We start from the raw sequence: 14,233 nt of genomic DNA on the forward strand, positions 1-14,233 counted from the left end.
TCTGAAGCTTCCTTTCTGATACAGTACTGGTTAGACGAAGACAGTGGTCTCAAATGTCTTTCATCATTATAACACGTGAGGATTCATCATTCTTTTGCCGTGTACTGCTTTTTTTAAACAGACTGAAGATATAAAAAAGCCCTGCCGGAATATCCGGGCAGGGTACAAAAGGTATCGTACAGGTAAAGATGCATTCATCTAAGGAGAACCTGCCTGTTCAGAGTAGCACAGAATGAATAATAGCCTAATGCCGATGAGAGCTTGTCTCCGCCTGTTTTCAGGGATAAGCGGAAAAGAAACAAACTCAACTCAAAAAATATAATTATATGCATATTTAAATTATACAGACGTTTCCGCCTTTGTTTCAGCACTGCTCCCGGGAGCAGAACTCTGTCCTGGAAGAGGATTGCGGGTTTTAAAATGATGCAGCTCTGCTACAAACCTGACCGGAAACGATGATATTTTTGTATTGTATTTATCAATCGTATTATTGTAAACGCTTGAAGAATGAATGATCTTATTTTGCGCATCGTCAAACTGCTCACGCATCGACTTCAGCTCGGACTGCAGCTGCCTATCATCAGGCATGGAAGCGTCAAACACCTCGTGAAGAGTGTCTTCAATGCGGGAGTTAATGTACAGCTGCTCTTGTCTGCTCGATTCCGGGGATAACGCTTCGCTTCTGTATTGTACTAGCGTTTCCAGTTCATCCTGCTTGTGACGCCATGCTTTTTGGGCAGATTCCACAAAGTCAGGAATTAAGTTCATCCGTCGGTGCAGTTGAAATTCCACCTGGGTCCAGGATTCTTCCACCCAGTTTAAATATTTTATTAAGGCATTGTAGCCGATAATCCAGCTTATAATAGCAGTAACAATAACAATACCGAGAATGATACCGAATATACTCATATCGCCGCCCTCCTTCTTTCGGGGTTTTTACTTAGATAATGGTAATTAGTATAGCATGTTTGTACCGTCAATTACACAGCCTTACTCACAAACACCTATCCTTTTTTTACAGAATTGAGAGTGATTTTCCAATACGTGTATTAAAAAATCAGCAGTGTTTCCTGTCGAGATCCGGGTGCCGTTTTCCGGCAGATAGTCTTTTTCATAGCGCCAGGAAGCAGTATTTTCTCCATCCGGCAGAAAAGTCGGACAGACAACGGTCCAGCAATAGGACGTCTCCTTAATGTATTCATAGGAGGCCTTATGATCCTCTGCGGCCATAGTGCTCCGGCGTTTGGATTCTGACGACTCGAACCGGTAAAGGTGCGGTTCTGTCCGCGACTGAAGAATTCCGGCAGTTCCTACGGTAATTAAACGGGTAATGCTTAAGTCGTTCATTTCTTTCAATAAAAGAGGCGTGAAACTGCTCAATACGTTCTGTTTATCCGTGCCCAGGGCACTAACGACTACATCCGCGCCCTGCATTGTTTTTCTAATTTTCGCCTGATCCAGGGCATCGCCTTGTATCTGCTCCGCAGAAGCAGGGAGGCTGCCTGCTTTTTCCGGTGAGCGGACAAGTATTTTTAATTCGTGTCCGGCAGCGTCAGCCATAGATGCAAATTGGGAACCGGTGCGGCCGGTTCCGCCAAATAAAGCTATTTTCATTTGAAGCACTCCTTTTTGTTTCACATATCTAAAAGCTATGTAAAAATAGATATACACCCCTATTCCCATTCTATAAAAGGAAAAACGTCGGGAGGCTATGAGAGATGCAGTGGACTACGTGGGAACCCCCTATTGTTCAATGGAGAACTAACGCGCTTTATCACTGGACTAAAGCACTTGGACTGAGTGATACGGAAGAACTGAAAACACATGCCGCCATTGATGTTTCCTGGTTTTGGCAGCAGGCATCTAAACGACTTGAAACCCGGTGGTTCAAACGGTATAAGGAAGTGGTTGAGCTTTCGCAAGGAAGACGGAAAGCTGGCTGGTTTTACAAAGGTAAAATGAATGCTGCAGAGCAGCTGACAAATAAATCAAAAGAAGTAATGGAGCAGACTGCTTTCATTGACGAAAGCGGAGAGTGGACATATGAGAGGCTGGCCGAGGAAGTGCAGGAAGCTGCAGGAAGGCTGAGAAAAGCCGGTGTGCAAAAGGGTGGACGGGCAGCTGTACTGGCCCGGGTTGATAAACAGTCGGCGGTGGTTTACATGGCATTGCTGTATATCGGTGCTGCTGCTGCTCCGTATAATCCCTGCTGGACAACGGCAATAGCTGATGAGGCTCATGCGCAGTTCCAGCCGGAATGGCTCATTGTTGGTGCAGGGAGTTCTACGGCTGAAGCTGAAGAAAGGTTCAGTATGGAATCTTCGCAAATTATTCAATTGAGCGGGGAGGTGTCCTCAAGACATAAGCAATGGGAAACTATGCCGGCTGGAAAGAAAAAGGAGAAGCCTGAAAAAACAGATGGAGCTGATGCTGCACTTATCCTCTTTGGTGAGAGTCCGGGAGAGCCTGTACAGGGGTACGTCCTCAGTCATACCAGTTTGTTTATAAAGTCAGGAACCGAAATTGGTTTAGTATGGGACATCCGTCCCGGCGACCGAGTCTGGTGGCTCGCCCGGGAGTGGGGATTTGAGCAGCTGTTTGCTATGGTTGGAACGCTTGCAAATAACGGCCAATACGGCCTGTTTTCCTGGGACGATAAGAGCACTGATGCCGGCAGTACGATTGAAGCATATGGAATTACACATATCGGCGTGGATTCGCTGTCAGCCCAGACGGCTTCCTCCCAGACGCAAAGTAAGTGGAAGGAATACCATCTCCATTCGCTGCGATACGTACTGACGTGGGAAGCAGATTGGATGCGGCGTGACCTGCAATGGGTAATGGATGTATTAACCCGGGGGAGAATTCCGCTTTTAAAAGCCTTCGGGGGCGCGCATGCCTCTGGAATGATTATTGCAGATTTGCCTGACCGCAGGGTGCATCCTGAAAAATACAACAGCCGTCTTCCAGGGATGGTGATGGATACCTGGGACAGCGAAGGATATGCGGTGCGTCATACTCCCGGCAGAGTAGTGGTAAAAAAACCATGGCCGAACAGCCTGGAGGTGATGGTTGATGGGCAGGTGCAGTACGACAGCTCTCCGTGGTCCTTGTGGAAAGACGTATGGGCCGACGACGGATTTTTAATAGCTGACGGAGAGTGGTATACGTATGCAGGGGAGTATTCAGACATTAATAAGGTGGAACAGCAGAATGTTTCTTTGCTGCCGCTTGAAAAATGGCTTGAGGGCATGGACTCAGTGGAAACGGCGCTTTTGCGCTGGAGCGGGGGAAGTGCGGAGGCGGTCATAGCGCCTGCTGAAGGCTGGAGCGGTACTATAGGCTGGAAGCAGGATCTTTCGGAAAGGTGGCTCGAAGCGCAAAAGTTTCCCTTGAAAAGCATACAAATAGTTTCAATACCTCCGGATAATGTGAATAAACGGATATGGAGAAGTGCATTCAAACGCGGGAAATTCATCATAGAACGCGAGGAATTTATTTTTATCGAAGAGAAATAACGTTTAACTAATAGACGACTGCCAAAGGAGCAATCACCATGAACGCAGTTATTACAATTATCATTATGATCGCTATTGGGGCAGCCATCGGGGGAGTAACGAATTCACTTGCGATCCGGATGCTGTTCAGGCCGTATAAGCCAGTGTACATAGGCTCTGTACGGGTGCCGTTCACCCCGGGGCTGATCCCAAAAAGACGTAATGAGCTCGCCGGGCAGCTCGGACGGGTCGTTACAGACCATCTGTTGACCCCGGAAGGCCTGCAGACAAAAATCCGCAGCGACATGTTTTCCCGCCAGCTAAATGACTGGGTCACATTGGAGATGAAAGAGTATCTTTATTCTGAGAAAAGCTTATCCGATTATGTGGAGAAATGGACAGGGCTGAGCGATGTTCGCGGCTTTCTCCGCGAAACGTTAAGAGAAACGCTCGACATAAAATGGGAAGAGGCTAAGCACCGTCATGCTGATACTCCAATTAAAGAACTGCTGCCCCCAGGAGCGGTCCGTCAATCGGAAGTGATGACTAAAGAGCTTACACAGCTAATAATGGTGAAGGCCGGTGATTATTTTCGGTCAAGTGCAGGCAAGCAGCAGCTGGCGCTTTTGCTCGAACGTTTTTTAGAAGGTAAAGGCTCGATGATGAACTTTTTTGGTACAATGATCGGTAATGACCGGCTCGTTGACCGTATTCAACCAGAGGTACTCCGTTTTTTTGAAGACCCTGGAACAGAAAAAATGATTTCCGGACTGCTGCAGCAGGAGCGAAAAGCGCTGTTTGAAAAACCGGCAGCGGCGGCTTTTGCCTATGTGGATTCCCGGGCAGCGGTGGATTACATTGTGGAAACAGTTGATAAACATGTACCCGTGATGGAGAGGCTCGAGCAGCCTTTAAAGGAATGGGCTCCCGCATATGAGACGAAATTGCTGGAGGAGTGGATTCCAAAAGCAGTAAAAAAAGGCCAGGGCTCCATTGCGAAGAGACTTCCGAATTTGTTTGAACAGCTTCATCTTCATGATGTAGTTAAAGAGCAGGTGGATACGTTTTCGACAGACCGGATGGAAGCTATGCTGCTTACAATTTCCGGAAGGGAGTTTAAGCTGATCACATATCTGGGGGCACTGATTGGCGGTTTTGTAGGCTGTGTACAGGGAATAGTTGTGCTGTGGATAGTGTGAATAAAAAAATGCCATTGATTCTTCCGGAATGGATGAATTCTGCTGGCGGTTCATGTTATGCTCATACAGACAATCTTAAAGGAGGACTTATATATGTCCAATATTCATGACAAGGCTTACGAATTATCAGGTGCGCTTCGTGACAGCGAAGAATTCCAGCAACTTAAAGAGCTTCATAACGAAGTAGAGCAGGACGAAGTCGCAAAGCGTATGCTCGATAACTTCCGCAATGTACAGCTTGAACTGCAGCAAAAACAAATGCAGGGAGAGCAGCCTTCGGAAGAAGAAATTACTCAGGCTCAAAAACAGTTTGAAATGGTGCAGCAGCACGAAGTTATTTCGAAGCTGATGCAGCAGGAGCAGCAGCTCAGCACAGTCATTTCTGACTTGAATAAAATTATTACGGAGCCGCTTGAAGAACTCTACGGTGTACCGGAAGAGAATAACGGCCAGCAGTAATAACAAAAACTTTCCCCGCCATGGGGAAAGTTTTTTATTTGCCTTCTCGTTATAGATTCTGGCTGAAACGTGCTACAATAAATATGGCGGTATTCGTCTTTAGCCACTAGTTATGTTAACAGGAGGGGACGCTGTGCGCCCGCAGACCAAGCGTTATCGATACGTTTACTTAATTACAGCAGTGACAGCTCTACTCACAGCAGCTATTGTTTTTATTGCCTCATCAGTGCAGGACGGGAGCACACCGACATACAATTCTCAGGAAGACTTTGCGGAAAATGAAGTTCCAAAAGAATATATTTCTGTTTACAAACAGGCGGGAGAAGATTATGATATTCCGTGGACCCTATTAGCAGCGGTTCATCGGGTGGAAACTGTTTTTTCCACGATGGAAAACCTGGAAAGCCCGGTTGGAGCGATAGGACATATGCAGTTTATGCCATGCACATTTGTAGGATGGAATTATCCAGGCTGCGGTGGAAATGGCAGTACTGATATACCGGAACAGGAATTAACCGATCCGGAAACGATTAATGAATACGGCGGCTACGGTGTTGACGCTGACGGCGATGGCACAGCCGATCCATATGTTCTTGAAGATGCGGTTTACTCGGCAGCGAACTTTCTTGCGTCTAACGGAGCAGCGGGCGGTGAGGTGCGGCCGGCAATATATCAATATAACCAGGCGGACTGGTATGTAGACGATATTCTTAATTATTACAACACATATGATGAAGAAGTGGAACTGGTAAGTCTTGAAGAAAATCGCTTAGCAGAGGAGGGGGGATAAGTTGTTTTTTATTGAAACGTTCGCAGAAATAAACTGGGTGGAATGGCTGCTTCTTGTAAGCGTGCTCATTACAACACTTTGGATCGTCAGCCAGCATCTTACGAGTACGAATGCTTATTCCCTCCATCATGAGGAAGCAAATGTCTGCTATGACGATTACAGCCGGGTGCCGGAAATGGCTGCTCTTCGCTTTGTTACTGTACAAAAGAAGATCCCGGACCGCTCAGACAGCAGGCATGATGATGAAGACTCTTCTTATTTTTCATCATAAATTTAAAGCATGAAAAATAAGAAGGAGTGAATGTAGTGAATAGTAAGTGGAAATTAATAGCAATGCTAAGTATTTTAATGCTGGTGCTCGCCGGTTGTGGAGGCGAACAGGAAGCTATATCAGAAGACAGTGAGGGAATTTGGAATCGTTTCTTTGTATACCCGTTTTCATGGCTTTTAATCACGATCGCCCAATTTTTTAATGGGGACTATGGTCTTTCAATTATTGTAGTGACGATTATCATCCGTATTGTGCTGCTTCCATTATTTATAAAACAGCAGAACAGCGCGGTGGCGATGAAACGGCTGCAGCCGAGAATGAAAGAGCTGCAGGAAAAATACAGCTCTAAAAACCAGGCGGAAGCACAGAAGCTTCAGCAGGAGATGATGAAGCTGTACCGGGATGAAGGCGTAAACCCAATGATGGGTTGTCTGCCTATTCTGCTGCAGATGCCGATTTTAATGGCTTTTTATTTCGCCATTCAGCGGACAGAAGAGCTCGCAGCCCACAGCTTCTTATGGGTAGACCTTGGAGAGCCGGATCCATTTTTCATCTTCCCGATCCTCGCCGGGCTAATGATGTTTTTGCAAACAAAAATCACGGCGAAGGATATGCCTGAAAACATGCGACCAATTATGATGCTGATGCCGGTGATGATGATTGTAGCCGGAATCTTTCTGCCGTCTGCCCTTTCTCTTTACTGGGCGACAGGCGGTGTGTTTATGATTTTCCAAACCCTCGTGTTCACTAAGCGCAAAGAAAAACTGGAACAGAGCCAGCAGGAAAAAACTACAACGTAACCACGAAGAAAAGCCGCCTGCAGGTAAGCAGTGCGGCTTTCTTTATAGAAACATTGATGTATAAATACCGTCTAACACAGAGGAAAGTGGAAACTGAGTAATAATACTGCTACGATAATAGCAGATGAATACGTATCTTCAGAGGAAGGAACGAGATAAATGACGACTGCATATACAATTTATTTAGTGGAAGATGAAGAAAACCTTTCCGGAGTTTTGAAGCCATACATGGAGAAGGAAGGGTGGGAAGTGACCGTCTTCGATAACGGTACGGATGCCCTTGAGGCTAAAGAAGAGCCCCCTCACCTGTGGGTGCTAGATATTATGCTGCCTGGAACGGATGGGTACCAGATATTAAAAGAAATTCGGTCTTCAAAAAAAGGGGAAGTGCCGGTGATTTTTATTTCCGCGAGAGATCAGGATCTTGACCGGGTGCTCGGTCTTGAAATGGGAAGCGATGACTACCTGGCGAAACCATTTCTTCCCCAGGAGCTGATTATCCGTGCTAAAAAACTGTTATCTAGGGTTTACGGCGAATCGCAGACCGAATCAAAAAAGACAGAAGTAAATAATTACTACATCGACCCGGAAGCACGTACTGTAACGGATGCTGAAAATAATGATGCCCATATCGAACTGACGACAAAGGAGATGGACTTAATTCTGCTTTTAACCGAAGAAGTAGGCAAAGCCCTGTCGAGGGAAGATATCATTGAACATGTGTGGGGCGAAAACTATTTTGGCTCGGAGCGGGCCGTAGATGACGTTGTGCGGAGAGTCCGTAAAAAAATGCCCAGAATTCATCTGGAGACCCTGTACGGATACGGATATCGTGTTCTGCCGTCATGATGAAAGTGAATTTAACCCAGCGCATTTGGCTCTCTTTCATTGCCATTATTGTTCTGGTCGGTCTGACAGTCATTATCGTCTATCCTATTTCGATCCGTGGAACGCTGACGGAAGAAACGTACCGGATTATAGAAGAAGAACAGGCACAGCTCGTTAATCCGCTGAGTGATTATTTCACGCCTCCGGAGTCAGATGATCTGGATTTCATTGAAAGACGGGAAGCAGAGCGATCGGTTGGCCACGTTTTTGTTACTGAAAATGAAACGGTAAGCGGGGAGCCTCGTCCGCCGGCCGAGGTGGAAAAAGAAATGCTTGAAAATGCCGGCAATCAAAATGCGGAACGGGAGAGGTATGAGCTCACTTTTAATGATGCTACACTTTTTTATGTGATCACAAAAGTAGAGTCGGACGGAGAAGAAGCGTTCCAGATTTCCTACATGTGGGATACGTATAGAGACACAATGGTGAACCGTTTATGGACCCGTCTGGTGTACATACTGCTCATCACAAGCGTCGTAAGCCTGCTGCCGGCGATCTGGCTGAAACGCTACCTAAGACAGCCGCTGCGGGTGCTCGGTAACCGCTTTGAGCAGATTGCTGAAAGAAATTGGCGGGAGCCCTTTAACTGGAAAGGGGACCAGGACTTTCAGAAGCTTTCCGAGCAGTTTGAACGAATGCGGCAGAATTTAATCCGTTATGATAATTCACAAAAAACATTTATCCAGCATGCTTCCCATGAGCTTAAAACACCAATTATGGTGGTTAAATCCTACGCGCAGTCTGTTAAAGACGGGATATTGCCGAAAAAAGACATGGAAAAAACGATGGATGTCATTATCGATGAAGCAAACCGTATGGATAAAAGGGTCAGGGATATGCTGTATTATACAAAGCTTGATTCGTTGAAAACAGAGGCGATTGAATACGAAGAAATCATATTCGGTAAACTTGCTTATGCGATTGAAGAACGTTTCCGTCTGCAGCGCAGCGATATCCGCTTTTATATTGAAGGGGCAAGCGTACGTATGTACGCGGACGCTGAGCATATGCGGGTGCTGCTCGAAAACTTAGTGGAAAATGCGCTGCGCTACGCAGAAGACAGTATTTGGATTAAAGCAGTAAAGCATCCGGACGGCCGGGTGGAAATTACTGTCGAAAATAACGGTGAAAATATTAATGAAGAAGAACTGGAATACATTTTTACGCCGTTTAGAAAAGGGAATAAGGGCCAATTCGGGCTTGGTCTTGCGATTGTAAGCCAAATCGCTGAACTGCACGAAGCGTCAAAAGAGGCTGCTAATACGGATACAGGAGTTCGGTTTACGATCACGCTCCCCGCAGAAAACGAAATAGATACACAAAAAACCGAGGCGTAATCGCCCCGGTTTTTTATATAAAAATGTCAGCTGCCTTAGCTCTCTTCACTTGCCTCAGTGAATGTCTGCACCCAGTCCTCGTAATCTTCGTTTTCGACGTTAATGTCAGCGTCCTGCCTAAGTTCATTCAGCACCTGCTGGCCGTCCTGCTGCTCTTCAGCTTCAAGCGTCTCTTTAATATCGTCTTTTAATTCTTTATAGCTTTCTTTTTTGCCGGTGACATTGATAACGTGAAAGCCGTGCTCCGTTTCGACAGGTTCTTCAGAAATGGAGTCCGTATCCATGTTAAAGGCAGCTTCTTCGAAAGCCTCTGTCATTTTACCTTTACCAAAATAACCAAGCTCTCCGCCGCTTTCACCAGAAGCAGTATCGATAGACTTTTCTTTTGCAAGCTCAGCAAAATCCGCGCCGCCTTCGAGTTCTTTGATTATTTCGCCTGCTTCTTTTTCACTTTCAACAAGAATATGGCTTGCTTCGACCTGCACAAGATCGTCTTTATTTTCTTCGTAGTAATTTTTCATTTCTTTTTCGGTGACGTCAACATCCTGGGAGCTCAGCTCATCAACCACGATCTGCGGCTTTACGTACTGCTCCTTGAAAGCTTTAACGCTCTCCAACTGGACACCCATATTTTCCTGTACAGTCTGAAGGAATTGTTCATTATCGTCTACGCCGTACTGTTCTTTCATAGATTTAAATTCCTGAGTTACCTGTTTATCTGAAATACCTAGATCCTCGGCTTTATCATTTAATACTTTTTGTTGAATGAGATTGTTTAAGGCACCTTCACCGTAGTTGTCCTTTAAATCATCCATTAACTCCTGCTCAGAGATACTCTCGCCGTTCACTTCAACAATCGCGCCGTCTCCCGCTGCGTTTCCTTCATTGCTGCAGGATGCAAGTAGAAGGGCTCCGCTGATCCCTGCGGCTGTAAAAATATATTTTTTCATTTCTCCAGCTCCCTATGTATGTTCATGGTACTCAAATAGTATACCATATTAAAAAATTAAAAATGTCGATAAATGTAAAAATCCTATTGCATTATACAATAGGATCGAAATTCTCAGCTTCAGGCTGCCAAAAGAAGTTCAACATACGATGAAATCAACAGGATGGTCACAAGTATGTTGATAGTGTTGAAGACCTTCGGCTGTTTTTCATCCGGGACTTCCCGCTGGGTTACAAACTTATTGGTCATGGAGTTCATGATAAACAGATAAGCAACAGCGAATACAATAAAGAAAAGAATAAACATAAAATTCCCCCATTCCTAACGATACTACCATAACAAATCCTGGGGCAAAAAGATAGGAAGAACCCGGAGGAGTAAAGAAAAAAAGATATTATATCTATAACGTTTTTGCCTGACATGATATAGTGAAAAAGCAGTTGTTACAAGAAAAAAGGAGTGGATCTGCTTGGCGCGGAACATATGGAAAATTTTATTCATTCTGCTTTTAGTTATCAACGTTATTATCATCGGTGCTGTAGTCTTCTGGTGGGCCTCTCTGGACCAGGAGAGCGGGTCGAACGAAACAGAACCGCAGAGTTCTGAAGAGGAAGAATTTCAACCGTACTTTACCGGGGAAACAAATTCTGCCCAGGTGAATAATATTTTGGAAGCAGAAATGGAAAACGAAAGAGCCGACTTAGTGGTAGAAGACGGTCAGTTTAAAATTATTTCTGCGCTCGAGCTTCTCGGCCGCGAAATTGATATTGAGCTGAGCTTTGTGCCGGAGGCCTTGGAGAACGGAAATGTCGAACTGCAGAAGGATGATTTCTCTATTGCAGGGCTTCCGCTGCCGGGTCCCGAAGTGCTGACAGTTGTACAGGAGCAGTCGGAATTTCCGGAGTTTGTCCAGATCAATCCGGAGGAAGAAACGATCAGAATACGCCTTGATCAGTGGAGTGAAGATGAAGAGTATACTGTACGGGCGGAAAGAGTCAACCTGGAGGAAGACGATATTGTCTTTGTCGTAGGAAGATAAAAGAATCCCGGTGCCAATCCGGCACCGGGATTCTTTTTACTTAAGAAGGCTGCTTCAGTACAATATCCATGCCGTCAAGCTTACGTTCCACTGTACAGTGTTTTGGAGCTCTTACCAGCTGGCGGATAAAAGCAAAATCGTGAAGGGCCATGCCGCTGTTTAATGAAAAAATAATAAGAAAATAATGCATATAGCCGGGCATCAGTACGACCCCTGCAATACTTGCGGCCCCAAGAATTATAAACGGACTGAGCATAGCGGTAACGTACATATTTCGCGATACTGGTTTACTGAAGCTGTATTTAATCACAGGAAGCTGCTTCCTGCGGTCTCTGTCGAATTTCCAGGTTGTGGCGATACCAATCATCCAAAGTGGTACGGCGTGCAAAATAGAATGCAGGGGGTAGATCATAAGCAATATTAAAAGAAGAACTTCCAAGCCGATGCCTTTTAGCTGTGTTTCCGGCTGCAGCGAACTAAAGATTAAAAAAGTAAACATAAAAGTTAAAAAGGAAAATCCTACCGACATGATTGTCATTTTTGTTGTGTTGTTTTCTTTTCGTAGATTTACTGATTTCCAGCAATTCATGCGACGGCCTCCTCTCTCTCCAAACCCCAACTTTGAATAATGTAATACCAACAGAAGAAAAAATCAATAGGGTTATAAAAAAAATATATAGAACGAAATTTCTAACAATTCGCTCTACAGAAGAGAAAAGAAGCCAATATGCTGATGCAGGAAGCCTGAGCATAGCAGGTGGTCTGTAAAAGGTTTATTTGGCAGATCTGTCCGCTGGAAGGAGGGTTCCGTCTTTATCCATAAAATCATTTTCAAACGACTGGAGGGACTCTTCAAACAGATGCATAAATTCTTCTCCATAAATGTAGCGTACGATGGTCATAAGTTCAGAAAACTCGGGAAACTTTCCGTACAGCTCTTTGATGGGAAGGGCTCCTTCAGAAACCTGAAACGTTTCTTTTTCATAGGACTCGAGGATGGAGAGAAGCAGGCTTTCGCCGTCTTCTGTCAGTTCGATATACGTATTGCGCTTATCATTCGTTTTCTTTGAAAATTTTAATAGGCCACGGTCTTCCAGCTTTTTCGAAAAATTAAAGGCTGTTGATACATGCATAACCCCGAACTTCGCAATCCCGGAAACAGAAGCGCCCTCTAACTGGTGCGCGACCCAGAGAATTTGAAATTCATTAATATTTAAATTATAGGGTTTAACCCATTCCTGCCAATCTTTTTCCACCGATTTCCATAATGCTTTAGACAGCTGTGCAGCACGGAGACTGAATAGTATCGACTGCTTGGCATCAAATGAAGAGTCCAATTAAAGAACCCCCTCTCTTATAAGCTGGGTCATCAGTGACTAGGAACGCCTGGTTTCTTTTTTGATTTGCTTATTTAATTGAGAAATGGAATCAGAAATTTCTTTTACCTGTTCCTGAATAGAGGCGACCTCGGGTTCAACTTCCTGCTTGTACCGTTTATAGGTTTTTTTCATTTCTTTGGTCAGCACATCAAATGCCTGGAAACCTTCTGTAGCAGCATACTGCCAGTCTTCCATGGCTGATTTCTTTGTCGAGGATTTCAAGCCGGGGCGACTCCATTCCGAGTGCTTAATGGAATGTCGTACAGCAGGACCGGAAGCAGGCGTAGTAAAAAGTATAATTAAACTGCTAGCTAACGATCCTGTGAATATACCGGCAAAAAGAGATTTCAAATCCATCCGCCTCATTCCTTCCTTGAAATACATTTTTAATATATTATTCTTTAATAGTAGTATAGGCGAATTCAGTGAAAAAATAAACAATTTCAAACAATTTCGGGTATCTCAAACGAAAAGACGCCTATAAATTTTTATTTTATAAAAATAATCAGCGGATAATTCCGCTGATTAAAAACTACTGATGATTTTTTTGAAAGGTAAGCATAAAGTCCTGTAGAGCCTGGCAGCTCTCCTTGGAAACAGCGTTATAAATGGAAGCCCGGCATCCGCCGACAGAGCGGTGGCCGTTTAATCCGACAAAGCCGGCCTGCTTAGCTTCAGCTAAAAACTGTTTGTTCAAATCTTCCGTAGGAAGATTAAATGTGACGTTCATGGAGGATCGGCTGTCTGTTTCAGCATGACCCCGGTAAAACCCATCGCTGCCATCAATAGTGTCATACAGGAGAGCGGCTTTTTCCTTGTTGCGCTGCTGCATGCCAAGGACGCCCCCGCGTTCTTCCACCCAGCCGAGCACTTCATTCAGAAGGTAAACAGCAAATGTTGGCGGGGTATGAAAAAGCGAATTCTTTTCCGCATGGGTGTCATAGCGGAGCATGGTTGGGGTGTGTTCAGGAGCCTGGTCGACCCAGTCTTTTTTGACGATAACGACGGTAACGCCGGACGGGCCGAGATTTTTTTGAGCGCCCGCGTAAATCGCTCCAAACGATGAGACCGGGACCGGACGGCTTAAAATATCGCTCGACATATCGGCGACCACGGGGGAAAGCCAGTTATAATCAAGCTCCTGCCACTGCGTGCCGAAAATAGTGTTGTTTGTGGTAATGTGTACGTACTTGTCCCGGCTGTCGAGCTGAAGGGCGTCAACATCAGGAATATGAGTGAAATTTTGCTCTTTTGCCGAAGCCCCGACCCGGGTCTGTCCGATCATCTGGGCTTCTTTTAACGCTTTTTCCGACCAGGAGCCTGTTAAAATATAGTTAGCCGTTTCCCCGGATCGGAGCACGTTCATCGGAAGCATTGAAAACTGCAGACTCGCTCCTCCCTGCAGAAGCAATACGTCATAATCATCCGGAATATCGAGTAGATGCCGGAGCCTTTCCTGGGCCTGGTTATGCACTTGTTCGTAATCAGAACTCCGGTGGCTGAGCTCCATGACGCTCATGCCTGTATTGTTGAAATCAAGCATTTCCTTCTGGGCTTTTTCCAAAACTTCGTCCGGCAGGGCGGCCGGCCCTGCGTTAAAATTATATGCGCGTGACATATGATCT

Annotated in this window: 17 protein-coding genes; 9 read left to right on the top strand and 8 right to left on the bottom strand. The window is 45.3% G+C overall.

From position 1 onward, the window contains the following. Nucleotides 1–339 precede the first annotated feature (339 nt). Nucleotides 340–909 (bottom strand): LemA family protein, encoded by a 570-nt coding sequence (locus Q9M42_RS06330; RefSeq protein WP_322525668.1) that lies wholly within the window; start codon nucleotides 907–909, stop codon nucleotides 340–342. A gap of 81 nt (nucleotides 910–990) precedes the next feature. After that, the gene (locus Q9M42_RS06335; protein ID WP_322525669.1) at nucleotides 991–1,614 is read right to left on the bottom strand and encodes an NAD(P)-dependent oxidoreductase; all 624 of its coding nucleotides are present in this window, start codon (nucleotides 1,612–1,614) and stop codon (nucleotides 991–993) included. Between the two features lie 104 nt (nucleotides 1,615–1,718). Here Q9M42_RS06335 and Q9M42_RS06340 point away from each other — a divergent pair, with 104 nt between their 5' ends. From Q9M42_RS06340 to Q9M42_RS06375, 8 genes are all read left to right on the top strand, one after another. After that, nucleotides 1,719–3,518: an AMP-binding protein gene (locus Q9M42_RS06340; RefSeq protein WP_322525670.1), complete on the top strand. Its 1,800-nt coding sequence runs from the start codon at nucleotides 1,719–1,721 to the stop codon at nucleotides 3,516–3,518. 38 nt (nucleotides 3,519–3,556) lie between these two features. Continuing rightward, nucleotides 3,557–4,696, top strand: coding sequence for a DUF445 domain-containing protein (locus tag Q9M42_RS06345; RefSeq protein WP_322525671.1), 1,140 nt, complete (start codon nucleotides 3,557–3,559; stop codon nucleotides 4,694–4,696). 93 nt (nucleotides 4,697–4,789) lie between these two features. After that, nucleotides 4,790–5,155: a YlbF family regulator gene (locus Q9M42_RS06350; protein WP_322525672.1), complete on the top strand. Its 366-nt coding sequence runs from the start codon at nucleotides 4,790–4,792 to the stop codon at nucleotides 5,153–5,155. A 133-nt stretch (nucleotides 5,156–5,288) separates the two neighbouring features. After that, a complete protein-coding gene (locus Q9M42_RS06355) occupies nucleotides 5,289–5,945 on the top strand; it encodes a lytic transglycosylase domain-containing protein (RefSeq protein WP_322525673.1) in 657 nt (218 codons plus the stop codon). Between the two features lies 1 nt (nucleotide 5,946). Continuing rightward, nucleotides 5,947–6,216 (top strand): hypothetical protein, encoded by a 270-nt coding sequence (locus tag Q9M42_RS06360; protein ID WP_322525674.1) that lies wholly within the window; start codon nucleotides 5,947–5,949, stop codon nucleotides 6,214–6,216. A 35-nt stretch (nucleotides 6,217–6,251) separates the two neighbouring features. Then, on the top strand, nucleotides 6,252–7,016 hold the full coding sequence (gene yidC, locus Q9M42_RS06365) for a membrane protein insertase YidC (protein ID WP_322525675.1): 765 nt from the start codon (nucleotides 6,252–6,254) through the stop codon (nucleotides 7,014–7,016). A 159-nt stretch (nucleotides 7,017–7,175) separates the two neighbouring features. After that, a complete protein-coding gene (locus Q9M42_RS06370) occupies nucleotides 7,176–7,865 on the top strand; it encodes a response regulator transcription factor (protein WP_322525676.1) in 690 nt (229 codons plus the stop codon). Continuing rightward, nucleotides 7,862–9,241, top strand: coding sequence for a sensor histidine kinase (locus tag Q9M42_RS06375; protein ID WP_322525677.1), 1,380 nt, complete (start codon nucleotides 7,862–7,864; stop codon nucleotides 9,239–9,241). Before Q9M42_RS06370 ends, Q9M42_RS06375 begins: the two co-directional genes overlap by 4 nt. A 35-nt stretch (nucleotides 9,242–9,276) precedes the next feature. Here Q9M42_RS06375 and Q9M42_RS06380 read toward each other — a convergent pair whose 3' ends face one another. Then, nucleotides 9,277–10,191, bottom strand: a complete 915-nt coding sequence (locus tag Q9M42_RS06380; protein WP_322525678.1) for a peptidylprolyl isomerase — start codon at nucleotides 10,189–10,191, stop codon at nucleotides 9,277–9,279. 119 nt (nucleotides 10,192–10,310) lie between these two features. Next, a complete protein-coding gene (locus Q9M42_RS06385) occupies nucleotides 10,311–10,496 on the bottom strand; it encodes a hypothetical protein (RefSeq protein WP_022793771.1) in 186 nt (61 codons plus the stop codon). 163 nt (nucleotides 10,497–10,659) lie between these two features. On the opposite strand from Q9M42_RS06385, the gene Q9M42_RS06390 reads away from it, so the two are divergent. Continuing rightward, nucleotides 10,660–11,229, top strand: a complete 570-nt coding sequence (locus Q9M42_RS06390) for a YpmS family protein (protein WP_322525679.1) — start codon at nucleotides 10,660–10,662, stop codon at nucleotides 11,227–11,229. 40 nt (nucleotides 11,230–11,269) lie between these two features. Here the strand turns inward: Q9M42_RS06390 and Q9M42_RS06395 are convergent, their stop codons facing one another. The 4 genes from Q9M42_RS06395 to serC all read right to left on the bottom strand — a co-directional run bounded on the left by Q9M42_RS06395 (nucleotide 11,270) and on the right by serC (nucleotide 14,226). Then, nucleotides 11,270–11,818: a DUF3267 domain-containing protein gene (locus Q9M42_RS06395; RefSeq protein WP_322525680.1), complete on the bottom strand. Its 549-nt coding sequence runs from the start codon at nucleotides 11,816–11,818 to the stop codon at nucleotides 11,270–11,272. 184 nt (nucleotides 11,819–12,002) lie between these two features. Beyond that, nucleotides 12,003–12,566: an HTH-type transcriptional regulator Hpr gene (locus Q9M42_RS06400; RefSeq protein WP_322525681.1), complete on the bottom strand. Its 564-nt coding sequence runs from the start codon at nucleotides 12,564–12,566 to the stop codon at nucleotides 12,003–12,005. 39 nt (nucleotides 12,567–12,605) lie between these two features. After that, nucleotides 12,606–12,803: a hypothetical protein gene (locus tag Q9M42_RS06405; protein ID WP_322525682.1), complete on the bottom strand. Its 198-nt coding sequence runs from the start codon at nucleotides 12,801–12,803 to the stop codon at nucleotides 12,606–12,608. Between the two features lie 337 nt (nucleotides 12,804–13,140). Then, nucleotides 13,141–14,226, bottom strand: coding sequence for a 3-phosphoserine/phosphohydroxythreonine transaminase (gene serC / locus Q9M42_RS06410; protein WP_322525683.1), 1,086 nt, complete (start codon nucleotides 14,224–14,226; stop codon nucleotides 13,141–13,143). Nucleotides 14,227–14,233 lie beyond the last annotated feature (7 nt).

The organism is Marinococcus luteus (assembly GCF_034497705.1).
GTDB lineage: Bacteria > Bacillota > Bacilli > Bacillales > Marinococcaceae > Marinococcus > Marinococcus luteus_A.